Origin of the sequence: Micromonospora sp. B006, from assembly GCF_003408515.1 — a bacterium.
GTDB lineage: Bacteria > Actinomycetota > Actinomycetes > Mycobacteriales > Micromonosporaceae > Micromonospora > Micromonospora echinospora_A.
In genome coordinates this window covers 6,760,349-6,785,029 of the sequence record NZ_CP030865.1, presented here as the reverse complement: position 1 = coordinate 6,785,029, position 24,681 = coordinate 6,760,349, and the positions used below count along the sequence as shown (strand labels likewise).

General features: G+C 73.0%; 27 protein-coding genes. 7 read left to right on the top strand and 20 right to left on the bottom strand.

The window, feature by feature from the left end; all coding sequences use genetic code 11:
* Positions 1–85 precede the first annotated feature (85 nt).
* Positions 86–850 (top strand): HAD-IA family hydrolase, encoded by a 765-nt coding sequence (locus MicB006_RS30455; protein WP_116511992.1) that lies wholly within the window; start codon positions 86–88, stop codon positions 848–850.
* Positions 851–919: 69 nt separating this feature from the next.
* The gene (locus MicB006_RS30450; RefSeq protein ID WP_116510741.1) at positions 920–1,894 is read left to right on the top strand and encodes a DMT family transporter; all 975 of its coding nucleotides are present in this window, start codon (positions 920–922) and stop codon (positions 1,892–1,894) included.
* Here the strand turns inward: MicB006_RS30450 and MicB006_RS30445 are convergent.
* The 3 genes from MicB006_RS30445 to MicB006_RS30435 all read right to left on the bottom strand — a co-directional run bounded on the left by MicB006_RS30445 (position 1,857) and on the right by MicB006_RS30435 (position 4,350).
* Positions 1,857–2,783 carry a diacylglycerol kinase family protein gene (locus tag MicB006_RS30445; RefSeq protein WP_116510740.1) on the bottom strand — a complete coding sequence of 309 codons (927 nt, stop codon included), beginning with the start codon at positions 2,781–2,783 and terminating at the stop codon, positions 1,857–1,859. The genes MicB006_RS30450 and MicB006_RS30445 overlap by 38 nt on opposite strands.
* A gap of 107 nt (positions 2,784–2,890) precedes the next feature.
* Positions 2,891–3,541: a fasciclin domain-containing protein gene (locus MicB006_RS30440; protein WP_225980576.1), complete on the bottom strand. Its 651-nt coding sequence runs from the start codon at positions 3,539–3,541 to the stop codon at positions 2,891–2,893.
* A 110-nt stretch (positions 3,542–3,651) separates the two neighbouring features.
* Positions 3,652–4,350: a hypothetical protein gene (locus tag MicB006_RS30435; RefSeq protein ID WP_116510738.1), complete on the bottom strand. Its 699-nt coding sequence runs from the start codon at positions 4,348–4,350 to the stop codon at positions 3,652–3,654.
* Positions 4,351–4,533: 183 nt separating this feature from the next.
* On the opposite strand from MicB006_RS30435, the gene MicB006_RS30430 reads away from it, so the two are divergent.
* The gene (locus MicB006_RS30430) at positions 4,534–5,418 is read left to right on the top strand and encodes an ABC transporter substrate-binding protein (protein ID WP_116510737.1); all 885 of its coding nucleotides are present in this window, start codon (positions 4,534–4,536) and stop codon (positions 5,416–5,418) included.
* Positions 5,419–5,651: 233 nt separating this feature from the next.
* On the opposite strand, the gene tatC is transcribed toward MicB006_RS30430, so the two are convergent.
* The 5 genes from tatC to MicB006_RS30405 form a co-directional block, all read right to left on the bottom strand.
* Positions 5,652–6,605: a twin-arginine translocase subunit TatC gene (gene tatC, locus MicB006_RS30425; RefSeq protein WP_116510735.1), complete on the bottom strand. Its 954-nt coding sequence runs from the start codon at positions 6,603–6,605 to the stop codon at positions 5,652–5,654.
* 21 nt (positions 6,606–6,626) lie between these two features.
* Complete coding sequence (gene tatA, locus MicB006_RS30420) at positions 6,627–6,956, bottom strand: Sec-independent protein translocase subunit TatA (RefSeq protein ID WP_030504140.1); 330 nt, start codon at positions 6,954–6,956, stop codon at positions 6,627–6,629.
* A 216-nt stretch (positions 6,957–7,172) separates the two neighbouring features.
* Positions 7,173–7,415 (bottom strand): hypothetical protein, encoded by a 243-nt coding sequence (locus MicB006_RS30415; RefSeq protein WP_221454155.1) that lies wholly within the window; start codon positions 7,413–7,415, stop codon positions 7,173–7,175.
* A 16-nt stretch (positions 7,416–7,431) separates the two neighbouring features.
* The gene (locus MicB006_RS30410; RefSeq protein ID WP_116510733.1) at positions 7,432–8,439 is read right to left on the bottom strand and encodes a YafY family protein; all 1,008 of its coding nucleotides are present in this window, start codon (positions 8,437–8,439) and stop codon (positions 7,432–7,434) included.
* Positions 8,436–9,434, bottom strand: coding sequence for a YafY family protein (locus MicB006_RS30405; RefSeq protein ID WP_116510732.1), 999 nt, complete (start codon positions 9,432–9,434; stop codon positions 8,436–8,438). The genes MicB006_RS30410 and MicB006_RS30405 overlap by 4 nt, the downstream gene beginning before the upstream one ends.
* 104 nt (positions 9,435–9,538) lie before the next feature.
* Between MicB006_RS30405 and MicB006_RS30400 the strand changes: the two genes are divergently transcribed.
* Together MicB006_RS30400 and MicB006_RS30395 are read left to right on the top strand one after the other, a co-directional pair.
* Positions 9,539–10,531, top strand: coding sequence for a cation diffusion facilitator family transporter (locus MicB006_RS30400; RefSeq protein ID WP_116510731.1), 993 nt, complete (start codon positions 9,539–9,541; stop codon positions 10,529–10,531).
* Positions 10,532–10,575: 44 nt separating this feature from the next.
* Positions 10,576–11,661, top strand: coding sequence for a DUF3866 family protein (locus tag MicB006_RS30395; RefSeq protein WP_116510729.1), 1,086 nt, complete (start codon positions 10,576–10,578; stop codon positions 11,659–11,661).
* Positions 11,662–11,671: 10 nt separating this feature from the next.
* Here the strand turns inward: MicB006_RS30395 and MicB006_RS30390 are convergent, their stop codons facing one another.
* Positions 11,672–12,220 (bottom strand): carboxymuconolactone decarboxylase family protein, encoded by a 549-nt coding sequence (locus MicB006_RS30390; RefSeq protein WP_116511990.1) that lies wholly within the window; start codon positions 12,218–12,220, stop codon positions 11,672–11,674.
* 239 nt (positions 12,221–12,459) lie between these two features.
* Between MicB006_RS30390 and MicB006_RS30385 the strand changes: the two genes are divergently transcribed.
* Positions 12,460–13,404, top strand: coding sequence for a hypothetical protein (locus MicB006_RS30385; RefSeq protein ID WP_073829666.1), 945 nt, complete (start codon positions 12,460–12,462; stop codon positions 13,402–13,404).
* A gap of 12 nt (positions 13,405–13,416) precedes the next feature.
* On the opposite strand, the gene MicB006_RS30380 is transcribed toward MicB006_RS30385, so the two are convergent.
* From MicB006_RS30380 to arc, 8 genes are all read right to left on the bottom strand, one after another.
* The gene (locus MicB006_RS30380; protein WP_073829667.1) at positions 13,417–13,635 is read right to left on the bottom strand and encodes a hypothetical protein; all 219 of its coding nucleotides are present in this window, start codon (positions 13,633–13,635) and stop codon (positions 13,417–13,419) included.
* Positions 13,636–13,695: 60 nt separating this feature from the next.
* Positions 13,696–15,054 (bottom strand): Pup--protein ligase, encoded by a 1,359-nt coding sequence (gene pafA / locus MicB006_RS30375; RefSeq protein WP_116510728.1) that lies wholly within the window; start codon positions 15,052–15,054, stop codon positions 13,696–13,698.
* A 149-nt stretch (positions 15,055–15,203) separates the two neighbouring features.
* Positions 15,204–16,037: a proteasome subunit alpha gene (gene prcA / locus MicB006_RS30370; RefSeq protein ID WP_116510727.1), complete on the bottom strand. Its 834-nt coding sequence runs from the start codon at positions 16,035–16,037 to the stop codon at positions 15,204–15,206.
* A 63-nt stretch (positions 16,038–16,100) separates the two neighbouring features.
* On the bottom strand, positions 16,101–16,940 hold the full coding sequence (gene prcB / locus MicB006_RS30365; protein WP_184685789.1) for a proteasome subunit beta: 840 nt from the start codon (positions 16,938–16,940) through the stop codon (positions 16,101–16,103).
* Complete coding sequence (locus MicB006_RS30360; protein ID WP_184685787.1) at positions 16,859–17,527, bottom strand: endonuclease VII domain-containing protein; 669 nt, start codon at positions 17,525–17,527, stop codon at positions 16,859–16,861. Before MicB006_RS30360 ends, prcB begins: the two co-directional genes overlap by 82 nt.
* A gap of 5 nt (positions 17,528–17,532) precedes the next feature.
* Positions 17,533–17,739 carry a ubiquitin-like protein Pup gene (locus MicB006_RS30355; protein ID WP_030504127.1) on the bottom strand — a complete coding sequence of 69 codons (207 nt, stop codon included), beginning with the start codon at positions 17,737–17,739 and terminating at the stop codon, positions 17,533–17,535.
* 107 nt (positions 17,740–17,846) lie between these two features.
* Complete coding sequence (dop, locus tag MicB006_RS30350; protein ID WP_116510723.1) at positions 17,847–19,364, bottom strand: depupylase/deamidase Dop; 1,518 nt, start codon at positions 19,362–19,364, stop codon at positions 17,847–17,849.
* A gap of 165 nt (positions 19,365–19,529) precedes the next feature.
* Positions 19,530–21,311, bottom strand: a complete 1,782-nt coding sequence (gene arc / locus MicB006_RS30345; protein ID WP_073829670.1) for a proteasome ATPase — start codon at positions 21,309–21,311, stop codon at positions 19,530–19,532.
* 177 nt (positions 21,312–21,488) lie between these two features.
* On the opposite strand from arc, the gene MicB006_RS30340 reads away from it, so the two are divergent.
* A complete protein-coding gene (locus MicB006_RS30340; protein ID WP_013286103.1) occupies positions 21,489–21,782 on the top strand; it encodes a ferredoxin in 294 nt (97 codons plus the stop codon).
* Positions 21,783–21,842: 60 nt separating this feature from the next.
* On the opposite strand, the gene MicB006_RS30335 is transcribed toward MicB006_RS30340, so the two are convergent.
* The 3 genes from MicB006_RS30335 to MicB006_RS30325 form a co-directional block, all read right to left on the bottom strand.
* Positions 21,843–22,415 (bottom strand): hypothetical protein, encoded by a 573-nt coding sequence (locus tag MicB006_RS30335; RefSeq protein ID WP_073829671.1) that lies wholly within the window; start codon positions 22,413–22,415, stop codon positions 21,843–21,845.
* 175 nt (positions 22,416–22,590) lie between these two features.
* Complete coding sequence (locus tag MicB006_RS30330) at positions 22,591–23,535, bottom strand: tRNA (adenine-N1)-methyltransferase (protein ID WP_116510721.1); 945 nt, start codon at positions 23,533–23,535, stop codon at positions 22,591–22,593.
* A complete protein-coding gene (locus tag MicB006_RS30325; protein ID WP_370013390.1) occupies positions 23,532–24,674 on the bottom strand; it encodes a site-2 protease family protein in 1,143 nt (380 codons plus the stop codon). The genes MicB006_RS30330 and MicB006_RS30325 overlap by 4 nt, the downstream gene beginning before the upstream one ends.
* Positions 24,675–24,681 lie beyond the last annotated feature (7 nt).

Here is a 24,681-nt window from a genome sequence, read left to right as displayed (position 1 = left end):
GATCCAAGATTAATCGGTACGGCCGACGAGTACCGGTCAAGGCCATCCGGCAGGACGGTCGGAGCGGGTCGGTAGGGTGCACGACGTGCCGGACCGTACCGAACTGCCCCATGCCGCCAGCGGCGCCGACGACGTCGTGGGCCCGCGCCCGTCCCGCCGGCCCGTGGAGGCGGTGCTCTTCGACTTCCACGGCACCCTCGCCCAGGTCGAGGAGCCGCTGGCCTGGGTGCTCGCCGCCGCGGACGCCTGCGGGGTCGAGCTGGACCGGATCCGGGCCACGTCGCTCGCCGACCGGCTGCTCACCGCCGGGCGCGCGGGCGGCCCGCTGCCGGCCCGGGTACCGCCCCGGCTGGCCGAGTTGTGGGCCGACCGCGATCTCTACCCGCACGCCCACCGGGGCGCGTACACCGGGCTGGCCGAGACCGTGGACACCGGCATCGACGGGTTCGCCGACGCGCTCTACGAGCGGGTGCTGGTGCCCGAGGGCTGGGTGCCGTACCCGGACACCGCGCCGGTGCTCGGCGCGCTGCGGACCGCCGGGGTGAAGGTGGCGGTGGTCAGCAACATCGGCTTCGACCTGCGGCCGCTGTTCGCCGCCTGGGATCTCGACGCGCTGGTCGACGCGTACGCGCTGTCGTACGAGGTGGGGCGCTGCAAGCCGGACCCGGGCATCTTCCTGCGTGCCTGCGGGATGCTCGGCGTCGACCCGGAGCGCACCCTGATGGTGGGCGACACCCCGGCCGACGCGGGCGCGGTCGCGGCCGGGTGCGGGGTGCTGGTGCTGCCGTGCGCCGACGCCGGCCGCCCGAACGGGCTCGGCGCGGTGCTCGACCTGGCCGGGGTCGGCTGAGCGCTCACCCCCGGCCAGGCGGGGTGAGCGGCGCAAACTCGTCCGGGAGCACCGGCTAACGTCAGGGGCATGACCGGTGCCCACCCCTTGCCGCCACGTGCGCCGGGCCGGCTCGGTGGGGTCGCGCTGGTGCTCGGCGGGGCGCTGTCGGTGCAGTTCGGCTCCGCGCTGGCGGCGCTGCTGTTCCCGCGTACCGGGGTGGCCGGGGCGGTGACGCTGCGGCTGACCATCGGCGCGCTGCTGATGCTCGTGGTGTGCCGGCCCCGGGTACGCGGGTACGGGCGCCGCGACTGGGCCGCCGTTGTCGCGTTCGGGCTGGCCCTGGCCGGCATGAACTCGATCTTCTACCAGGCGATCGAGCGGATCCCGCTCGGTCCGGCCGTGACGCTGGAGGTGCTCGGCCCGCTGGCGCTGTCGGTGTTCGGCGCGCGCCGGGCGGCGGCCTGGTTCTGGGCCGCGCTGGCGCTGGGCGGGGTGGCCCTGCTCGGGCAGGGCGGGTTCGACCGGCTCGACCCGGTCGGCGCGGCGCTGGCGCTGACGGCGGGGGCCATGTGGGCCGCGTACATCGTCTGCTCGGCGCGGATCGGCGCGCGGTTCCCCGGCGCCGACGGGCTGGCCCTCGCGCTGACCTTCGCCGCCCTCCTCACGCTGCCGTTCGGGCTGGCCGACGCGGGCGGGCGGCTCGCCGACCCGGCGGTGCTGGGGCTCGGGACCGCGCTGGCGCTGCTCGCCTCGGTGCTGCCGTACAGCCTGGAGCTGGCGGCGCTGCGGCGGCTGCCCACCGCGACGTTCGCGGTCATGATGAGCCTCGGCCCGGCGATCGCCGCGGTGGCCGGCTGGCTGGTGCTCGGCCAGGCGCTGCACCCGGTCGAGGTGCTCGCGATCGTGCTGGTGGTCGCCGCGAGCGCCGGCGCGGTCCGCGCCGCCGCCTCCCCCACCGGACCCGCCCCGTCCGCCGCGCCGCCGCCGGCCGTCCCGGCGCCGCCCTCGGCCGTGGACCCGCCGGTCAGCGCAGCAGCCGTAGCGCCGCCGGCGCGGCGGTGACGGTCACCGGCAGGTCGAGGGAGCGTTCACCGTCGGCGTAGGTGGTGATGCCGTCGGTGGCCAGCTCCACGGTCCGTGCCCGGTACGCGCGCACCAGCGGATGCGTGACGTGCGTGCCCCGGTAGATCTGCGGCTTGACCCGCATCAGCGTGCGCCTGTCGAACCGGCCACCGACCACCACGTCCAGCAGGCCGTCGTGCGGGTCCGCGTCCGGGCAGATCCGCATGCCACCGCCGTAGCTGGCCACGTTGCCGACCGCGATCAGCACCGCGTCCACCTCCTGCGGCACCCCGTCCAGTGACAGGCGGTAGCGGCGTGGCCGCAGCTTGGCCAGCTCGACCACGATCGCCAGGTCGTACCGGCGGGGACCGCGCGGCCAGCGCATCCGGTTGGCCCGCTCGTTGACGATGGCGTCGAACCCGGCGGCGAGCACCGCGCCGTACCAGCGGTCGGGTACGCCGGGCCGGGACAGCCGGGCCAGGTCGACCGGGCGGGTCCGGCCGGCGGCGAGCGCGGCGGCGATCACCTCGACCGCCGCTGCCGGGTCGGCCGGGAAGCCGATCTCCACCGCGAAGTCGTTGCCGGTGCCCGCCGGGACCGGCCCGAACGGCACGGCCGTGCCGGCGACCGCCTGCAACGCGCGGTGCACGGTGCCGTCGCCACCCACAGTGACCAGCGCCCCGGCGCCGTCCGCCACCGCGGCGTGGCACGCCGCCTCCGCCTCGGCGGGGGTACGCGCGCGCAGCAGCTCGACCGGCCGACCGGCGGCGCCCAGGCGCTCCAGGATGCGGGGCAGCAGCCCGCGGTGCCGTCCCCGGCCGGCGCTCGGGTTGGCGAGCACGGCGACGGGGCCGGGCGGGACATGATCGTGCGCGGTCACGGCGAGCACCGTACGACACGGGTCGCGCGGGCCACCAGAGCCAGGTCACGCCGCGAACGGACGGCGCACGCCGACGGCGCCCGGCAGGGGGTGCCGGGCGCCGTCGCGGGGGTGGTTCAGGGCAGGTCGATCGGGCGCAGCACGCGGTCCACGGCGTGCGCGATCTGCTTGTTGCCCTTGTTGATGTCGTACCGCACCACACGCGCGTCGCGGTCGCTGGTGTCGGCGTCAACCAGGCGCACCTCGCGGCCGTACCAGCAGCGCTTCACGTCCACCTCGACGGTGGCGCCGAGGGCGGTGGTCAGGTCCGCCCCGTCCGCCTTCAGCGCCGCCTTCCGGTCGATCGTCGCGCCCGGCACCACGTGGTAGAGCAGGACGTCCTCCACGGTGTCCACGCCGAGGCCGGCGACCGCGTCGAACGCCGCCTTCTCCCCCGGCAGCTTCTTCGCGGCGGTGATGTCCCGGACCAGCTCCCGGAACGCGTAGTCGTTCGGCACGAACGCGGTGAGCGCGACAGTGCCGTCGGTGAGCACCTTCACCGGCGAGTCCGGCTTGGCCTGCAACACCGTCAGGACCGCCTTCGTGAGCACGTCGAAGTCCCGCGCGTTGCGGTCGAAGCCGCTCTTGTCGGCGGTGAGCACGGCGGCCAGCGACCGGGTGCCCGGCTGCTTGGCGCCGGCCTGGGCGGGCACGGCGACGGCGGTGGTGGCCACCGCCGCAGCCGTGGCGCCCACGGCCAGCCGGGCGGCGAGACGAGCGATGTTCATCGGGGAGCCTTTCGTCGAAGCGACCAGGTCCGTGACTGTCGTCACGACCATTGCTTCGCCCGCGCCGTCCCCGGTGGATGCAGCCGGATCGATCCGTTTTCGCTGCCGCCTCAGCGCACCACCAGCCGCTTGCTCACCGACGGCACGCCGTCGCCCTTGACCTTCAGCGACCAGTCCCCCGCCGCGCCCAGCGTCACCACCGTCTCGGCGGTGCCGTTCGCCTCCGCCTTCATCTCGGCGACCCGCTTGCCGTCGGGGTTGAGCACGTACAGCGTCCGGGCCCCGGCGGTCTTGTTCGTCACCTTGAACGCCAGCTTCTCGCCGGGCTCGGCGATCAGGGCGTCCGCCCCGGTCATCGCGTCGGCGGTCAGCTCGATCGTCACCGACCGGTCGTAGGCCACCTCGGCGGCGGCGCTGGCCAGGTTGCCGTCGTCGGACACGGTGATCTTCGTGCGCACGCCGTCGCCCTGCCGGCCGGGCTTGCAGGCCACCTCGTACGTGCCGGTCTGCAGCGAGGCACGCAGGTCGCCGGTGCGGCCCGCCGGCACGTCCGCCACCTCGGCGATCACCTTGGTGAAGGCGTCACCCTCGCGGCCGTAGACGTAGACCCCGGTGGCCTGCTGGCCCCGGTTGGTGACGGTGAAGGTGACGGTGCCCGGGGTGAACAGCGTGGTGGTGACCTCACAACTGGTGTCGGTGGCGGTCACCGGCACCTGCTGGCCCTTCGGCGCGGGCTCGTCGTCACCGCAGGCGGTGAGCGCGGTGGCCGCGCAGAGGACGGTCAGGACGGCGGCGGTACGGCTCTTCATCGGGATCTCCGGAGCGCAGGTCAGCGTGCTGACCGGAACGGGGCGCCGACGCACCCCGGCACACCGCCCGGGGGGCTCGGCGGAGTCAGCAGAGTCTAAGCGGGTACGGCGTCGCGGCAAGGCCCGAGGGCGACCCGATGTGCCCGCGCACCGGGTGATCGGCGCGACCGGCATGATGGCGGCATGCGGCTGGTCTCCCTGCTTCCCTCCGCCACCGAGATCGTGTACGCGCTGGGTCTCGGTGACGATCTGGTCGGCGTCACCTTCGAATGCGAGGTGCCCGCGTCGTACCGGTCCGGCACCACTGTGGTCGTGGGCGGCCGGGACACCCGGGGCATGAGCCCCGGCGAGATCGACGCGTACGTCAAGGCGCAGATCGCGGCCGGTGCCGACCTCTACACGCTGCACGCCGGGGCGCTGGCCGGGCTCGACCCGGACCTGATCCTCACCCAGGACCTGTGCCGTGTCTGCGCGCTGCCCTCGGGCCGGGTCGCCGACGCCGTGGACCACCTCGGGTGCCGGGCGGAGGTGCTGTCGCTGGACCCGTACACCCTGGACGACGTGCTGGAGTCGATCCGCGCGGTGGGCGCGGCGGCCCGGGTGCCGGACCGTGCCGAGGCCCTTGTCGACGGACTGCGCGCCCGGCTCGCGGCGATCCGCGCGGCGGTGGCCGGCCGGCCCCGGCCGCGGGTCGCGGTGGTCGAATGGGTGGACCCGCCGTTCGGCGCCGGGCACTGGATCCCCGATCTGGTCGACGTGGCCGGCGGCGAGCCGGTGGGCACCCATCCCGGCGCCCGGTCCGGCCCGACCACCTGGGACGCGCTGCGGGCCACCCGCCCCGACGTGGTGCTGGTCGCGCCGTGCGGCTTCCACCTCGACGGCGCGGCCGAGCAGGCCGCCGGCGTGGCCGGGCACTTCCCCGGCGCGCAGGTGTGGGCACTGGACGCGGACGGGCTGATCGTGCGCGCCGGCCCGCGCCTGGTCGACGGCGCCGAGGCGACCGCCGCGATCCTCCACCCCGACGCGGTCCCTCCGCCACACCCCCAGGCAGCCCGCCGCATCACCTGACCCCGCCCCCGCCCCCGCCCTCGCCCCCGCCCCGCCGCCGTCCTCAGCCCAGCCCCGGCGATCTTGCACTTTGTGCCCGGGCAAAGTGTGGATATCGGGCACCCGAGGGGCACCAAGTGCATGATCAACGTAGGGGGCGGGTCGTCCGCGCCGGGCACCATGTCCAAGGGCGGCTGCGGAAACGCGGACGCCGTCCCCGTAAGGCGGGGACGGCGTCCGGGTGAGCGGGTCGGTCAGGTCATGTCGTCGTAGCGCCGCTCGATCGGCTTCGGCGCGGCGACCGGCTCGGGCGCCCCGATCGGATCGGACGCCTCGATCCGGCCGCCGGCGGGCACCGGCTCGGTCGACAGGTCCAGCGGTGACACCTCGTCGTCGGCGATGCCGGCGTAGACCTCACGCCCGCGCCCGCGTCGCCTGTCGTTGAGGAACGCCACCCCCACCGCGGCGAAGTAGAGCGCGCAGAGGCAGATCGCCAGCGCGGTCATGCCGAACGGGTCGGGCGTCGGCGTGACCACGGCGGAGAACGCGAAGAACACGAACACCGCCACCCGCCACCAGCTGAGCAGCCGCTTGGCGCTGGCCATGCCGACGAAGTTGAGCATCAGCACGATCAACGGGAACTCGAACGCCACCCCGAACAGCAGGATCAGGTTCGTGACGAACCCGACGTAGCGGGTGATGTCGAGCGTGGTGGTCACGTCGCCGCCGCCGGAGACGTTGAGCAGGAACTCCAGCCCCTTGGACGTGACGAAGTACGCCAGGACCGCGCCGGCGGCGAACAGCGGGGCCGCCAGCGCGGTGAAGAAGTATGCGTACCGCCGCTCGTGCCGGTGCAGGCCCGGCGCGATGAACGCCCAGAGCTGGTAGAGCCAGATCGGCGCGGCGATGATCAGACCGACCCAGAGGGCCACCTTCATCTGCAGCAGGAACAGGTCGGCGGGACCGAGCTGGACGAAGTTGCAGTTGCCGTCGATCAACCGCGCCTTGGGCAGGTCGCAGTAGGGCTTCTGCAGGATGTGCAGCACCGGCCCGGACAGCCACACGCCGAAGCCGAAACCGACAAGGATCGCCAGTGAGGCGCGGAACAGCCGGTTGCGCAGCTCCCGGATGTGCTCGATGAGCGTCATCGAGCCCTCTGCCGCACGGGCGAACGAGCTCGGCCCGCGCTTCTTCAACCCGAAGGCCACGGTGGTTGAGGCCCTCTCGGATCAGTTCTCGCGGACGCGCTGCACCGGGTCGGCCGGCGGAGCGACCGGCTGCTGCGGCTGCGGCGCGTACGGCTGCTGGGTGTACGGCTGCTGCTGCGCGTACGGCTGCCCCTGCACCGGCTGCTGCGGCGGGAGCGGCTGGTAGCCGGCCTGCGCGTCCGCCTTCTCGGCGAGGTCACGGTCGTCGTCCTGCAGGCTCTTCGTCTCGGCCTTGATGATCCGCAGGGATCGGCCCAGCGAGCGGGCCGCGTCGGGGAGCCGCTTCGCGCCGAACAGCAGGATCAGCACGACCACGAGTACGGCGATGTGCCACGGCTTGAGGGCACCCATGGGAAGCTCCAGTCGCTCTGTGTCGGTGAGGGTGGGTCGCCGCCCATCGTACGTGCGTCGCAGCGGCTTGCCACCCCGGTGGGCCTGCTGGTGCGGGCCCGATCGGTGAAGTTTCGACCAACCCGAAGTGTCCCGTCAACCGTCCAGGTCCGCACAATTGTGCGCGCAACCGCCCGGGAACGCGCAAACGACGCTCACCGGGCCGCGGGCCGTCGATCAGTCGCCGCGCTTGGCCTTGATCAGCGTCATCCGCTCCTGCGCGACGACGATCCGCTCCTGGAGCGACTCGGCCCGCGCCTGCAACTCCTCGGCGGCGGTACGCAGCGACTCCGCTTCGGTCGCCCGGCGCTGCAACGCCAGCGCGGAACGGCGCAGCCCGGACAGGCGGCTCACCACCGGACGGACCGCCAGAGCGAGAACGACCAGCGCGAACAGCACGACCCCGAGCACGATCCACATCACCACGGCGGTCAGCCTATCGGGTGACGCCGGCGGCCGCCGGGTCGGCGCTGCCGGCGGGGGTGGCGTACGCGTCGAGCGCGGCCACGGCCTGGGCGCGTACCTGCTCGGCCAGCTCGGCCGGGGCGACCACTGTCACCTCCGGGCCCAGCCCGAGCACGAACCGCCGGGCCCACCCGAGGTCGGTGACCCGCAGCGACACCAGCCACTGCTCGCCGTCGGCCTCGACGCGCTCGCACGGATAGTATTCGGTGATCCACCTCTCGCCCCGGCCGATCCGCAGCGTGATCAGCGGCAGGTCCGCCGACGGGCGGAACACGCCGTCGCTGAGATCGTGCGGGCGGGCCTGCGGCGGCACGACCGCCTGCTCCGGCAACTCGGCCACCGCGTCGATGCGGTCGGCCCGGAACAGCCGCACCGCCTCGGCACGGCGGCACCACGCCTCCACGTACGCCCGGCCGCCCACCATCAGCATCCGCAGCGGGTCGATGGTGCGCTCGGTGGTCTCGTCCCGCGCCGGGGTGTAGTAGGTGATCCGCAGCGCCCGGCCCCGCTCGACGGCGGCGCGCAACTCGCGTACCCGGGCGGTGTCGCCGGGCAGGCGGACCTCCACCGGCGCGCCGGCCAGGTCACCGGCCGCGTTCTCGATCTTGGCGAGCGCCCGCTCGACCGCCTCCCGGTTGGCCACCCCGGGAGTCTCGGCGAGCATCCGCAGCGCCACCACCAGGGCCAGTGCCTCGTCGGGGGTGAGCCGCAGCGGCCGGTCGATGCCGGCGTCGTAGGTGATGGTGACCCGGTCGCCGTCGAACGCCATGTCGATCAGGTCACCGGGGCCGTAGCCAGGCAGCCCGCACACCCAGAGCAGTTCCAGGTCCTCCCGGAGCTGCTTCTCGGTCACCCCGAGGTCGTGCGCCGCCTCGGCGATCTCGATGCCGGGGCGGGCCAGCAGGTAGGGCACCAGGTTGAGCAGCCGGGCCAGCCGGTCGGCGGAGGCACGGCCCGCGCGGGCCGCCGGGCGGGTCACCGGGCACCCCCGGCGGTCGCCAGCTCGTCGTGCCGGGCGGCGACCTCCTTGAGCCGCTGGATGACCGCCTCCCGCACCTCCGGTGGTTCCAGGACGCGGACGTCCGGGCCGTACCCGACGATCTGGCCGGCCAGGTAGTCGGCGTCGGCGTACGGCAGCACCAGCCGGTCGCCGTCGGGACCGGCCTGGCAATCCACCGCCCAGCGGCGCAGCCCGGCGGCGCGGCCCGGCGCGGCCAGCACCGTGGCCCGGCCGGTGTGCTCCACCGGCCCCGACCAGCGGGCCACGTGACTGATCAGGTCGACCCCGGCGGGCGGCTCGTAGGCGTCCGCCTCGCCGGTCGCCCGCACCGCGCCGACCACCCGGGACAGCCGGAAGCAGCGGGTCGCGGCGCGGTCCAGGTCGTGGCCGACCACGTACCACCGGCCGCGCCAGCAGACCACGCCCCACGGCTGCAGGCGGCGGCGGGTCGGCGCGTCCCGGTCCGGCACCCGGTAGTCGAAGCTGACCTCCCGGCGGTCCCGGGCGGCGGCCGTCAGCGGCGCGAACGCCGGGTCGACGGTGACCATCGGCTCCAGGCCCAGCGTGGCGTGCGGGTCCACGTCGATGCCGGCGGCGCGCAGCTTCGCCAGCCCGGACGACGCGGCGGCGGCCAGCCCGGCGTGCTGCCACAGCCGCGCGGCGATGCCCACCGCCGCGGCCTCGTCCGGTTCGAGCGGGATGTCGGGCAGCGCGTACGCGCGCGGCGCGATCCGGTAGCCCGGCTCGGCGTCGAAGACACTGGCCGTGCCGGTCTCCAACGGCACCCCCAGCTCACGCAGCTCGGCCTTGTCGCGCTCGAACTTGCGCTGGAACGCCTCGTGGTCCTTGGCGTCGTCCGGGTCGTGCTCGTAGCCGGGCACGGTCGCGGCGATCTGCGCGGCGGTCAGGAAGCGCCGCGTCGACAGCAGGCAGATCACCAGGTTGACCAGGCGTTCGGTACGGGTCCGGGACACGCCCAAACGCTAGCAGCCCGCGCGTCCGCCGCGGGCACCCGCGCGGCGCGGCGCGGGGACCTTCCCACCCGGCGGCGGACATCGACCGGTCATAGGGTGATCGCATGGCGGAACCGGAGGTCAAGACCGAGAGCGTCGGCACCGTCGTGGTGGCCGGCGCGGCAAACCTCGCCATCGCCGTCGCCAAGCTGATCGCCGGCCTCATCTCCGGCTCCGCGGCGATGCTCTCCGAGGCCGCCCACTCGCTCGCCGACACCACCACCGAGGTGCTGCTCTACCTGGCGCTGCGCCGCGGCGCGCGGCCCGCCGACACCCGGCACCCCTTCGGGTACGGCAAGGAGAGCTACGTCTGGGCGTTCCTCGCCGCGCTGTTCACCTTCGTCGCCGGGGCCGGCTTCGCCATCACCCACGGCGTCACCACCATCCTGGTGCACGAGCACAGCGGCGAGTACCTCGTCGCGTACGTCGTGCTGGCGGTCTCGTTCGCGATCGAGTCGGTGTCGCTGGCCCGGGCGGTGCGGCAGGTGCGCGGCGAGTCGCGCCGCTGGGGCACCACGCCGCGCCGCTACCTGCGCCTGACCGCCGACACCACGGTGAAGGCCGTCTTCCTGGAGGACAGCGCCGCGCTGGTCGGCCTGCTGATCGCCGCCGGCGGGCTCACCCTGTCCCACCTCACCGGCGACGAGCTGTACGACGGGATCGCCTCGATCCTCATCGGCGTGCTGCTGCTGGTGGTCGCCGTCGTGCTGGCCCGCAGCAACATCTCGCTGCTGGTCGGCCGCTCCGTCTCCGACCGGCTGCACCGGCGCATCGAACGGGAACTCGCGGACGTGCCGACTGTCGACCGGATCGACACCCTGATGACCATGTTCCTCGGCCCCGACGACATCCTCGTCGCCGCCAAGGTCGACTTCCGCGACGACGCCACCGGCGCCGACATCGAAGCCGCCGCCGACGAGGCCGAACGCCGCCTCACCGGGCATTTCCCGGAGATCGCGTACGTGTTCCTCGACCCCACCCGCTCCCGCCCGGCCGGCCGGCCCGCCCGCACCACCCAGGACGAGACGGGCCGCCCGCTCGACGGCGACAACCCCTGACCCGCCCGGGGGCCGTTCCGGCGGCGGCCGATAGCGTGCACCGCATGGTGCGATGGCGGTCCGGCACGGTCACGGCGGTACGGCGACGGTGGACCGGCGCCGTCGAACTCGACGTCGACCTGCCCGACGGCGCCCGGATGCGCGCCCTGGCGTACCCGGCGCTGGTCGGCGAGCCGGAGCCCGGCGACCGGGTGCTGCTCAACGCCGGGGCGCTGCTGATGGGCCTCGGCACCGGCGGCTACGCCCTGGTCGTGGCGCTGCCCGACCGGCTGCCCGCCGACCCGCCGCAGGCCGGCGACAGCCGCGACGCCGGGCACCTGGTCAAGGCCCGCTACACGCCGCTGCAACCGATCCTGCTCGGGGTGGACGAGGAGGCGTCGCCGCACCACGACACGCTGGCCGCCGCCGACTCGGTCGACGGCATGCCGGTGGTCACCGCCGACCTGCACTCCGCGCTGCCGGCGATCCTGGCCGGCGTACGCGCCGACGCCCCCGGCGCCCGGGTCGCGTACGTGCTCACCGACGGCGGCGCGCTGCCCGCCTGGTTCTCCCGCACCCTGGCCGGCCTGTCCGGGCACCTCGTGGGCACGGTCAGCGTGGGCCAGGCGTTCGGCGGCGACCTGGAGGCCACCACGCTGCACAGCGGCCTGCTCGCCGCCCGGCACGTGCTCGGCGCGGACCTGACGATCGTCGCCCAGGGCCCCGGCAACCTCGGCACCGGCACCCGCTGGGGCTTCTCCGGCGTCGCCGTCGGCGAGGCGGTCAACGCGGTCGCCACGCTGGGCGGACGCCCGGTCGGCTCGCTGCGCATCTCCGACGCCGACGCCCGCCCTCGGCACCGGGGCCTCTCCCACCACAGCCTCACCGCGTACGGCCGGGTCGCGCTGGCCCCCGCGGAGCTGGTCGTGCCGGACGGCCTCGACCCCGCCCTGGCGGCGGAGGTCGCCGCGGCGCTGGCGCCGCTGGCCGACCGGCACACCATCGTCACAGTGCCCGCCGACGGCCTCGACGCGGCGCTGCGGGCCAGCCCGGTCGGCCTGTCCACGATGGGCCGCGGCCTGGACGCCGACCACGCCTACTTCCTGGCCGCGGCGGCCGCCGGGCGCCACGCGGCCCGCCTGCTCGGCTGAGCCGCCGCCCTCAGATCGCCAGGTAGCCGTTCGCCACCAGGTGGTCGGCGGCCCGCGCGTACGCCTCGGGATCCTGCGGCGTCCACGTGCCCAGCCCGTCGACGTAGCGGTTGAACATGCAGAACGCCGCCGCGATCAGCACCGTGTCGTGGATCTCCAGGTCCGTGGCGCCCTCCGCGCGGGCCGCCTCGACCAGCTCGGTGGTGACCTCCCGGCCGCTGCGCCGGACCGCGGCGGCGATGTGCAGCAGGGCCCGCAGCTTCGCGTCGACCGGCGCGGTCGTCACGTCCGCGCGCACCTGGTCGACGAACTCCATCCCCGTGGGCAGCTGCGCGGCGGCGAACGCCGCGTGCGACGAACAGCAGAAGTCGCAGTCGTTGAGACCGGAGACGTACGCCGCGATCAGCTCCCGCTCCCCCGGCGACAAGGTGGGATGCGGAGCCCGCAACAACACCTCCGCCAGCTCGCCCAGCGGCCTCGCCGTCTCCGGACGGAACCGCAGCGGCCCCTGGATGCCCGGATATGCCTTCTCGTCCAGCCCGAGATCGATGTGTGCGATGACGTCACGCTCCCCTGTCCGTGCCGGCCCGGTCACGCCGGCGGCCCGCCGTCCAGAGTGCCGTCCTCCCCCGCGCCCCGGCCAGAAGCCGGAGACAGGTCAGCATGATCGAAGAACCAGGGCCCCACGCGGCCTCCCCATACTGTCCGGGAAATCGACTCCGGCCACCCCGTCACCGCCGTCCGCGCCAGGCAGCCGCGCGGGAAACGCGGCTGGCCGCCGTTTAGGAGGCGACCCCCATGGCACTGCGACAGCTCCCGAACGCGACCCCCGACGCCGGGATCTCCACCCACCGCCCGCCGCATCCCCTCCGACTCGCCCTGATCAGCGCGGCAGCCGGCGTGCTGCTGGCCGTCCTGTGGTCCTTCGAGCTCGTCGACAAGGTCATCGGCGACAACGTCGCGAACACCGTGCTCGGCCACGACGCCAAGGAGACCGCCATCACCGGCACCGTCGCCGGACTGCTCTTCGCCTTCGTCTCCGGCTTCGCCGGCACCTTCACCGCATGCAACATCGCGGTGGCGGCCTCGGTCGGGCCGATGAGCCAGGTCTCCGGCGCCGACCCCGCCGGCGGCACCCGGTCCGCGCTGCGCGCCCTGCTGCGCCCGGTCGGCTGGCTCGCCCTCGGCATGGTCGTCGTCTCGGCCGCCTACGGCATCATCGGCGTGCTGCTCGGCGACCGGCTGCCCCAACTGTCCACCGAGGCCGTCGGCGGCGTCCCGGTACGCCTCATCCAGTCCTCGGTCGTCTTCGGCGTCATCGGACTCGCCCTCACCTACCTCGGGCTCGCCGCCCTCAAGCTCGTGCCGGACGTCTTCGCGCACCGGCCCGTCGCCCGGGTGATCACCATCGGCGCGCTCGTCGGCGGGTTCCTCGTCGGCCGCCCCTACCCGATGTTCAACAAGCTGTTCCACTGGGCCGTCGACACCGGCAACCCCCTCTACGGGGCGCTCGCGTTCACGCTGCAGTCCCTCGGAAACATCGTGCTCGTCACGGCCGTCTTCGCCCTCGCCGTGGCGATCAGCCGGGGACGCTTCCTCGCCTGGATGGCCGACCCCCGCCGCGCCGCCGCCGTCACCGGAGCGCTGCTCGTCGCGCTCGGCGTCTTCACAGTCATCTACTGGGACATCCGGGTGCCGGCCATGTTCGGCTTCGGCTGGTTCCCCCGGATGCCGTACAACTGAGCCGCCCGGAACTCAGCCGAGCAGCAGGACCAACGCCAGCCAGCCGCCGACGATCAGCACCAGCGCCGCCGCCAGCACCCACGTCGGGACCTTGTGGTCGCCGCGCCGGTTGCGCTCGATCTCGGCGCGGATCTTCTCCCGGCGGCGATCGATCCAGTTGAGCTTCTCGGCGCCGTCACGGCCGGAGGGCGTCTCACGGCCGGGGCGACCGGCGGGTTCGGAAGTGTTCATCGCAACGCCAGAGTACCCGTGGGCGGGCGGCCGGTGCCGGGCACCGGCCGCCCGTGGCGATCACATGCTCGCGATCAGGCGCTCCACCCGCTCGTCGTACGCCCGGAACGGGTCCTTGCACAGCACCGTGCGCTGCGCCTGATCGTTCAGCTTCAGGTGCACCCAGTCCACCGTGAAGTCGCGCCGCTTCTCCTGGGCGTGCCGGATGAACTCCCCGCGCAGCCGCGCCCGGGTCGTCTGCGGCGGCGTCTCCTTCGCCTCGAAGATCTCCGGGTCGTTTGCCACCCGGTCCACCTCCCGGCGGCGTTCCAGCAGCCCGTACAGGCCACGGCCACGCCGCAGGTCGTGGTAGGCCAGATCCATCTGCGCCACCCGCGGGTGCGACAACGGCAGGTCGTGCTTGCGCTGGTAGCGCTCGATCAGCTTCAGCTTGGTGACCCAGTCGATCTCCCGGGCCACCGGGTCCAGGTCGCCGGTCTCGACCGCGCGCAGCACCCGCCCCCACAGGTCGACCACCCGCTTCGCGGTCTGGTCACCGCCCCGGCGCTCCACGAACTCCGTCGCCTTGGCCAGGTACTCCTGCTGGATCTCCAGCGCCGAGACCTCCTTGCCGGCGGCCAGCCGCACCTTGCGCCGGCCGGTGATGTCGTGCGACACCTCGCGGATCGCCCGGATCGGGTTCTCCAGCGTGAGGTCCCGCATCACCACGCCCGCCTCGATCATCCGCAGCACGATGTCGGCAGTGCCGACCTTCAGCAGCGTGGTGACCTCGTTCATGTTCGAGTCGCCGACGATCACGTGCAGCCGCCGGTACCGCTCCGCGTCCGCGTGCGGCTCGTCCCGGGTGTTGATGATCGGCCGGCTGCGGGTGGTCGCCGAGGAGACGCCCTCCCAGATGTGCTCGGCCCGCTGCGACAGGCAGTAGACCGCGCCGCGCGGTGTCTGCAGCACCTTGCCCGCGCCGCAGATCAACTGCCGGGTGACCAGGAACGGGATGAGCACGTCGGCCAGCCGGCCGAACTCGCCGTGCCGCGACACCAGGTAGTTCTCGTGGCAGCCGTACGAGTTGCCGGCCGAGTCGGTGTTGTTCTTGAACAGGTAGATCTCACCCGCGATGCCCTCGTCGTGCAGCCGCTTCTCCGCGTCGATGAGCAGCCCCTCCAGGATCCGCTCACCGGCGCGGTCGTGGGCCACCAGGTCGGTCACCGAGTCGCACTCCGGAGTCGCGTACTCCGGGTGCGAGCCCACGTCCAGATAGAGGCGGGCGCCGTTGCGCAGGAACACGTTGCTCGACCGGCCCCACGACACCACCCGCCGGAACAGGTACCGCGCGACCTCGTCGGGGGACAGTCGGCGCTGCCCGCGATAGGTGCAGGTGACGCCGTACTCGGTCTCGAGGCCGAAGATTCGCCGCTCCATGATGAGACATTAGCCGCCCGGAGCCCTCGATGGGCAGCGCCGCCGCTCGCCGCTTGCGATCTCCCCCGGCGGATCGTCCAACCGGCGGCATCCGTACGCGAAAAGACCCCGCCACCGCGCGGCGCGGTGGCGGGGTCCGTGCGCAGGTGTCACTCGGCGGGCTTGTCCTCCGCGTTGCCCTCCAGGTCGGCGGAACCGGCCGACGTGGTCGGCTTCTTCGCCTCCTCCGTCGGTGCCGTCGGCGTCTTCGCCCGGCCCGGCGCAGGCGCGGTGTCGGCCTCCGCGTCGCCGTCCAGCAGCGCGGTCAGCGCCGCGCCGGTGACCCGCCGGAACGTACGGCCCACCCGGCCCCGGTCCAGGACCGCCACCTCCATCTGGTGCGCCGCGATGCTCCGGGCCGCGCCGCCCTCGCCACCGACGCTGGCCAGCGCCTTCACCGCGGCGCGGATCGCCTCGGACAGCGACATCTCCGGCCGGTGCTCGTTCTTCAGCACGCCGCTGATCGCCTCGGCCTGACCACCCATCGCCATCCGGCCCGGCTCGTCGTTCACCGAGCCGTCGTAGGTCACCCGGTAGAGCGAGTCGTCCTCGGGCGTGGCGCCCACCTCGGCCACGCAGATCTCCACCTCGAACGGCTTCGACTGCTCGGTGAAGATCGCACCGAGCGTCTGCGCGTACGCGTTTGCGAGCGCCAGGCCGGTCACGTCCCGCCGGTCGTAGCTCAGGCCGTTGAGGTCGGCCATCCGCACGCCCGCGCGGCGCAGGTTCTCGAACTCGTTGTACCGGCCGACGGCGGCGAAGCCGATCCGGTCGTAGATCTCGCTGACCTTGTGCAGCGTGCTGGACAGGTTCTCGGCGACGAAGAGCACCCCGCCGGCGTAGCTCAGGACCACCGCGCTGCGGCCCCGGGCGATGCCCTTGCGGGCCAGCTCGGAGCGGTCGCGCATGATCTGCTCGGGCGAGGCGTAGAACTGCATGGCCACGGCGGCGGTTCTCCTTCGGACCTGATGGTGCGGGACTGCTGAGTCGGTGGACGGGAAGCGGGATCAGCCGCCGGGGTTCTCCATCCGGCCGGCCACCACACTCTCCGCGATCGCCGCCGTCTCGGCGTCGGTGAGCCGGTGGGTGCCCTCGGCGGTAGCGGTCATCACGACCGGGTAGATCCGCCGGGTCAGGTCCGGGCCGCCGGTGGCGGTGTCGTCGTCCGCCGCGTCGTAGAGCGCCTCGACCGCCAGCCGCGTCGCGTCCTCGACCGACAGGCCGGTCCGGTATCGCTTCTTCAGCGCGGACTTGGCGAACAGCGAGCCGGAGCCGATCGCGTCGTAGCCGGTCTCCTCGTACGGGCCGCCGGTCACGTCGAAGCTGAAGATCCGCCCGGCCCGCGCCGGGTCGCTCGCGGCCAGGTCGAAGCCGGCGAACAGCGGGACCACGGCCAGGCCCTGCATGGCCGCGCCCAGGTTGCCGCGGATCATCGAGGCGAGCCGGTTGGCCTTGCCGTCGAGCGAGAGCATCGCGCCCTCGATCTTCTCGTAGTGCTCCAGCTCCACCTGGAACAGTCGCATCAGCTCGATGCCGATGCCGGCGGTGCCCGCGATGCCGACCAGCGAGTACGCGTCGGCCGGGTGCACCTTCTCGATGTCGCGCTGGGCGATCAGGTTGCCCATCGTGGCGCGCCGGTCGCCGGCCATGACCACGCCACCGGCGGCTGAGAGGGCCACGATGGTGGTCGCGTGCGGCGCCATGTCGGCGGCCATGCCGGGCGGCAGCGGCCGACGGCCGGGCAGCATCTCGGGGGCCACCTTGCTCAGGAACGCTGTGAAGGAGGACGTCCCCGCGTTGGTGAACACATCTGGAAGACGCCCGGATGGATCAAAACCCGCTGCCACGTGGTTCCTCTCAGGTACGTGATCGCCCTGGCCAGGACGTCGGCGTTGTCCTTGAACTGGCCAAGACCACCGTTGCAGTTGAAGCAGAGTATCCCGCGCACCCATCCGGTGCGATGATCGTGGTCCAGATGTTCCGGATCGGGGCGCCGGCAGATCGCGCACACGCCGCCCTGCTCGGCCAGGAGCTCCTGGAACTCCTTCTCCCCGACCCCGTAGCGGCGACGCAGGTGGTACTCGCGATTGCCGCCGTAGAGCCGCTGCTTGGACTCGTTGCCGCGGGCCACATGGCACGGTTTGCAGTAGCTGTGCCGGCCGCTGGCGTTGGTCGTTCGCGGGAAGTCGTCGACGGGCTTGATCTGCTCGCAGTCGGGGCACCACTTGAGGCCGTCCGCGACCGGCACCGCTGCCCTTCGCTGCGGGGCTATCCCGCGCTTGCGGCGGCTCGCCTCCGAGCGGGCAGCGGCACATGTCTTGCAGTAGAACGCCAGCCCATCCGGACGACGGCGATTACGGTGGAACGCCGACGCCGGCAGCGATTGGCGGCACTGGGGGCAAAGCTTGTCCGACGCCTCCGGCAAATCGGACATAAGCCTCATTGACCCCCCTTCTGCACATATCCCCTCACGAATTCCTCTGCGTTCTCCTCCAGGACGGAGTCGATCTCGTCGAGCAGGTCGTCCACGTCCTCGGTGATCTCGGCGTGCCGCTCGGCCACCTCGGGGTTCGCCTCCGCGGTGACCTCGTCGACCTCCTCGCGGGACTTGCCGGACTGGGTCTGCCCACCCTCTTGGGTCGCCATGGTGGTGCCTCCTCCACGATCGCCTGCGATCAACTTACCTCGCGGGAGCGACGAAAAGCCCGTCGCGCACCCGGTTCCGACGCCCGGCGGGCCTTCCGGCATCCGGGTCAGCCGCCGGTGAGCGTCTCCAGCAGGTCCTTGGCGCTCGCGCAGCGGTCGAACAGCTCACCGACGTGCGCCCGGGTGCCCCGCTCGGGCTCCATCATCGGCACCCGGACCAGCGACTCCCGGCCCACGTCGAAGATGACCGAGTCCCAGCTCGCGGCGACCACCTCGGAGGCGTACTGCGCCAGGCAGCGGCCCCGGAAGTAGGCCCGGGTGTCCTCCGGCGGCTCGGTCATCGCGGTGCGGGTCTGCTCGTCGCTGAGCAGCGTCTTCATCGAGCCACGCTGCACCAGGCGGTGGTACAGGCCCTTCTCCGGCCGCACGTCGGAGTACTGCAGGTCGACCAGTTGCAGCTTGTGCGAGCCCCAGCCGAGCTTCTCCCGCTCCCGGTAGCCCTCCAGCACCCGCAGCTTCGCCACCCAGTCCAGCTCGTCGGCGCACTCGAACGCGTCCCGGCCGAGCCGGTCCAGCACGCTCTCCCAGCGGCGCAGCACGTCGGCGGTCTGCGCGTCCACGTCCTGGCCGTAGCGGTCGTCCACGAAGGAGCTGACCCGCTCCAGGTACGCCCACTGCACGTCCAGGGCGGTGAGCTTGCGGCCGTCGCGCATCCGCATCAGGTGCTTCAGCGACGGGTCGTGGCTGACCGCGCGCAGCTCTCCCACCGGGTCGGCGATGCCCAGGTCCGCGCCGAGCGCCTTCTCCTCGATCATGGTGAGGATCAGCGCGGTCGTGCCGACCTTGAGGAACGTGGAGATCTCGGAGAGGTTGGCGTCGCCGATGATGACGTGCAGCCGCCGGTACTTGTCGGCGTCGGCATGCGGCTCGTCGCGGGTGTTGATGATGGGCCGCTTGAGCGTCGTCTCCAGCCCCACCTCGACCTCGAAGAAGTCGGCCCGCTGGGAGATCTGGAAGCCGCTCTGGCCGCCGTCCTGGCCGATGCCGACCCGCCCGGCGCCGCAGACGATCTGCCGGGTGACGAAGAACGGCGTCAGGTACGCCACGATGTCGGCGAACGGCGTCTGCCGGCGCATCAGGTAGTTCTCGTGTGCGCCGTAGCTCGCGCCCTTGTTGTCGGTGTTGTTCTTGTACAGGTGGATCGGCTGGGTGCCCGGGATGGTCGCGGCCCGCCGGGCTGCCTCGGCCATGACCCGCTCCCCCGCCTTGTCCCACCGGACCACGTCAAGCGGGTTGGTCACCTCGGGCGTGGAGTACTCGGGGTGAGCGTGGTCGACGTAGAGCCGCGCGCCGTTGGTGAGTATGACGTTGGCGAGGCCGAGGTCCTCGTCGGCGAGCGCCTCGGCCGGGTCGTACGCCGCGCCGGAGTAGGTGAACCCGCGGGCGTCACGCAGCGGCGACTCCTCCTCGTAGTCCCAGCGGGCCCGGCCGCCCCGGGTGAGTTCCGGCCGCGCCCCGTAGGCGTTCACCACCTGGGAGGAGGTGACCATCGGGTTGGCTCCGGCCTGGCCGGGCACGGAGATGCCGTATTCGACTTCGGTGCCCATGATCCTTCTGACGCTCATCGACCTGCCCGCTCCGCTCGCCGTCCCGGTCCCCGTCAAGTCGAGCGTAGTCGGCGTGACGCGCCGAGGGGGCGCGGCGGACGTGCCGGTCCGGTGTGGCGGCCCACCCGGGTACGCGCGAAGGCCCGTGGCGCGTACGCCACGGGCCTTCGTCGGAGGTTCGGACTACAGGTACTGGCCGGTGTTGCTGGCGGTCTCGATGGACCGTCCGGCCTCGGCGCCCTTGCCGCCGGAGACGAGCGTGCGGATGTAGACGATCCGCTCGCCCTTCTTGCCGGAGATGCGGGCCCAGTCGTCGGGGTTGGTGGTGTTGGGCAGGTCCTCGTTCTCCCGGAACTCGTCGACGCAGGCGTCGAGCAGGTGCTGCAGGCGCAGCCCCTTGCGGCCGGAGGTGAGGAACTCCTTGATGGCCATCTTCTTGCCCCGGTCGACGATGTTCTGGATCATCGCGCCGGAGTTGAAGTCCTTGAAGTAGAGGACTTCCTTGTCGCCGTTGGCGTAGGTGACCTCGAGGAAGCGGTTCTCCTCGGTCTCGGAGTACATCCGCAGGACCACCGCGTCGATCATCGCCGCGACTGTGGCCTGGGCGTCGCTGCCGTGTTCGGCCAGGTCGTCGGCGTGCAGCGGCAGGCCGGCGAGGATGTACTTGGAGAAGATGTCCTTGGCCGCCTCGGCGTCCGGACGCTCGATCTTGATCTTCACGTCGAGCCGGCCCGGGCGCAGGATCGCCGGGTCGATCATGTCTTCCCGGTTGGAGGCGCCGATGACGATGACGTTCTCCAGGCCCTCCACGCCGTCGATCTCGCTGAGCAGCTGCGGGACGATGGTGTTCTCCACGTCCGAGGAGACGCCGGAGCCGCGGGTGCGGAACACGGAGTCCATCTCGTCGAAGAACACGATCACCGGAGTGCCCTCGCCGGCCTTCTCCCGTGCCCGCTGGAAGATCAGCCGGATGTGCCGCTCGGTCTCGCCGACGTACTTGTTGAGCAGCTCGGGGCCCTTGATGTTCAGGAAGAAGCTGGTGTGCCGGTCCTTGCCCTCGCGCTCGGCGATCTTCTTGGCCAGCGAGTTGGCCACCGCCTTGGCGATCAGCGTCTTGCCGCAGCCGGGCGGGCCGTAGAGCAGGATGCCCTTCGGCGGCCGGAGCTGGTGCTCGCGGAACAGGTCGGAGTGCAGGAAGGGCAGCTCCACCGCGTCGCGGATCTGCTCGATCTGCGCCTGGAGGCCGCCGATGTCCTCGTAGTTGACGTCGGGCACCTCCTCCAGGACCAGTTCCTCGACCTCGCTCTTCGGGATCCGCTCGTAGGCGTACGCCGAGCGGGGCTCGATCATGAGCGAGTCGCCGGCCCGGATCGCGCTGCCGATCAGGGTCTCGGCGAGGTGCACGATCCGCTCCTCGTCGGAGTGCGAGACCACGAGCGCCCGGTCACCCGGCGCGCCGTCCGGGCCCGCCAGGATCTCCTTGAGCATCACGACCTCGCCGACCCGCTCGTAGCCGAACGCGTCGACGATGTTGAGCGCGTCGTTGAGCAGAACCTCCTGGCCACGGCGCAGCTCGTCGACCTCCAGCGAGGGCGAGACGGCCACCCGGAGCTTGCGCCCGCCGGTGAACACGTCCACCGTGCCGTCGTCGTGCTTGGCCAGGAAGACGCCGTAGCCACTCGGTGGCTGGGCGAGCCGGTCGATCTCCTCCTTGAGCGTCACGATCTGCGCGCGAGCCTCCTTGAGGGTGCTCACGAGCCGTTCGTTGTTCTCGGTCAGCCGCGCCAACTGGGCCTGGGTGGCCGCCAGCCGCTCTTCGAGCTGCCTGACGTGTCGGGGGCTTTCGGTCAACTTGCGCCGCACCAGAGCGAGTTCCTCTTGCAGGAACGCGACCTGCGTGGAGAGATCGTGGGCTTCCTTTTCCCACCGTGCGGCGCGCGAGTCCGCGTCGTCGCTGCGTGCCACGTCCCACCTCCCCGGGGGGCTTGAACGTTCTGACCTAACACTAGCCGCTATGAGCCCGATTCGGTCCACAGCAACGCGCTCGTCACCGAAGCTTGATCGCGAAGGGCTGGTCGCGGAGTGGGTACGGGCGTTCGGGTACCGTCGGAGCGTGGGACGGGAGAACATGGGGGGTGCTTCGTGACCGACGTCGCGACCGACCAGTTGCAGGTCTGGGTCGACCAGGACCTCTGCACCGGTGACGGGCTCTGCGTGCAGTACGCGCCGGAGGTCTTCGAATTCGACGTCGACGGCCTGGCGTACGTCAAGGGCCCCGACGGCGAGCTGCGGCAGGCCCCGGGCGCCCGGGTGGACGTGCCGGAGCACCTGCGCCTCGAGGTGATCGACTCGGCGAAGGAGTGCCCGGGCGAATGCATCCACGTCGTGCGCGGCAGCGACGGCGTCGAGGTGGCCGGCCCGGAGGCCGAGGACTGAGCAGAGACAGATGCACGACGGGCCGGGGACCATACGTCCCCGGCCCGTCGTTCGTCCGCCTCAGAGCAGGGGCCGGCCGACCACCGAGGCGACCAGCCGGGCGAACTCCTCCAGCCGGGCGATCTGCCCCGCCCCGCCGTCGTCGAGGGTCTTGCCGAAGCGCAACGCGTCGTGCCGGGGAGCGCCCGCCACCTCGTCGCTGGGCGGCGCCTCGTCCAGCGAGCTGAGCAGCAGGTACACGTCGATGCTGTCGACCCGTACGGTGCCGTTGTCGGCCCGCATGAGCCGCCGTCGGCAGCCGACCTCGGTGACGGTGGACAGCGGCACCACCCGCAGCGACGAGGTCATCGCGCCGGGCGGCCCCTCCCCCGGCGGCACGTCCTCACCGTGCCAGAGCACCAGCCGGCTGCCGTCGCAGACGACGACCTCCTGCCACACGCCGTTCACCTCGTTGACGAACCGTTCCAGCGTGAAGCCGAGCACGGACGCGCCGCGCAGCACGCCGTCGAGCGCCTCCAGCGCGATGTCCGGGTCGCGCAGGTACGCGCGGGCGGCCGACTCCAGGTCGGTGTAGGGCGACCAGTCCGGGAAGACCGCGGGCAGGTCACCGTTGCCGTAGCCGGGGTTGCTCACGCCGCCTCCCACCGGGCCGCGCCGCCGTGCTGCCACCGGTCCAGGTCACCGGCACGGGCGCGCCGCCCGACGCGCGCCCCGATCCGCTCGCTCATGCCACCGTCTCCACCCGCTCAGGTGTCGTCCCCACCGGCACACATGATCCGCCCGTACGCGCGCGCCCGCGCGTCGGGGGTCAGGACTGCTCCGGCTCCTCCGCGGCGCGGGCGGCCGCGGCGGCGCGCAGGGCGTCGCGGCGCTGCGCGTACGCCTCGGCGCCCTTGCTGGGCTTGCGGCGGCGCGGCGGCGCGGTGACCCCGGGGGCGAGCTTGCGGGCGGAGACCAGGAACGCGGTGTGGGCGATCATCCGGTGGTCCGGGCGGACCGCCAGCCCTTCGGCGTGCCAGTCGCGCACCAGCGACTCCCAGGCGCGCGGCTCGGTCCAGCCGCCACGCTCGCGCAGCGCCTCGACCAGCTCGGACAGCTGCGGCGTGGTGGCCACGTAGCCGATCAGCACGCCGCCGGGCACCAGCGCCCGCTCGACCATGTCGAGCATCTCCCAGGGGGTCAGCATGTCCAGGATGATGCGGTCGAAGCCGGTCTCGGCGCAGTCGGCGACGTCGCCGACGTGCAGGTTCCAAGCCGGGTGCGGGCCGTTGAAGAACGCCTCCACGTTGCGGCGGGCGATCTGGGCGAAGTCGTCGCGCAGCTCGAAGGAGTGCAGCTCGCCCTCGGTGCCGACGGCCCGCAACAGCGAGCAGGACAGCGCGCCGGACCCGGCGCCGGCCTCCAGGACCTTGGCGCCGGGGAAGATGTCGCCCATGGCGACGATCTGCGCCGAGTCCTTCGGGTAGATCACCTGGGCGCCGCGCGGCATGGAGAGCACGTAGTCCGACAGCAGCGGCCGCAGCGCCAGGAACGCGGTGCCCCCGCCGGCGGTGGTGACCACGCTGCCGTCGGGCAGGCCGATCAGGGTGTCGTGCTTGAGGATCCCCCGGTGGGTGTGGAACTCCTTGCCGGGCTCCAGCGTCACGGTGTGCATCCGGCCCTTCGGGTCGGTCAGCTGGACCCGGTCGCCCGGCCGGAACGGCCCGCGGTGGACCGGGGGCAACGCCGGGACGGTGGAGATCTCTACGGTCACGTGTTCGTCTTCCGTTTGGGTTCCAGGAGCTGGGCGAGATCCGCGATGTGCAGCACGCCGACCACATCTTCGCCTGCCGTCACGACGTACTGCGCGCCCGGGTGGGTGCGCACGGTCTCCAGGACCCGCTCACCGTCCGCGCCGACCGGCAGGGCCGGCACGGCGGACAGGTCGCGGGCCACCTCGTCCACCGCGAGCCACGGCCGCCGCTCCGGGGGTACGGCGGCGGCGCGGGCCGGGTCGACCAGCGCGACGGTACGGCCGGCGGAGTCGACGACGCCGAGTGCGGCGTCCGGGGTGGCCGCCTCGGCGCGGCGGCGCTGGGCCTCGGCCAGCGGCGTGCCGGTGGGCACCGGCAGCAGCGGGCGGGCCAGCCGGGCCAGGTCGACCAGGTGCAGCCGGCGGCCGATGCGTGCCATCCGGATCGACTGGCCGGCGCCGCGCCACAGCGTCAGCGCGACGAGCAGCAGCAGCGGCAGGGCCAGCGGGGCCAGCGCCCGGCGCATGGTGAGCACCACGACCAGCGCCAGCGTGCCCAGCGCGACGGCCCGGCCGACCCAGCCGGCCACCTCGGTGCCGCGGTGCCGGTCGCGGGTGAGCGCCCACACCGCGGCGCGCAGCGCCCGCCCGCCGTCCAGCGGCAGGCCGGGCAGGCTGTTGAAGATCGCCACCACGACGTTGCTGACCGCGAGCTGGAAGGCGAGCTGGTGGCCGAGCGTGCCGGCGGGCAGCGCGAGGGTCGCCGCGACCGCGCCGACGCCGAGCACGGCGGAGACGGCCGGGCCGGCCAGGGAGATCAGCAGCTCGGTTCGAGGGCTGGGGGCGTCGCGGTCCATCTCGGTGTATCCGCCGAGCAGTTCCAGCGTGATCCCGCGCACACCGATGCCGTACCTGCGGGCGGTCAGGGCGTGCCCCAGTTCGTGCAGCAGCACCGAGCCGAGCAGCGAGATCACGAAGCCGAACCCGACCAGGTATCCGCCGAGCGGGCCGAGGTCGAGCTGGCGGCGGGCCAGCGCCGCGTACAGCACTGTGACGACGACGGTGAGCAGCAGCATCGAGGCGTCGACGCGCAGCGGCACCCCGAGCACCCGGCCGAGGCTGAGCCCCGGCCGGCGGGGTCCTCGGCTCCGCTGCTGCACCGGCCCG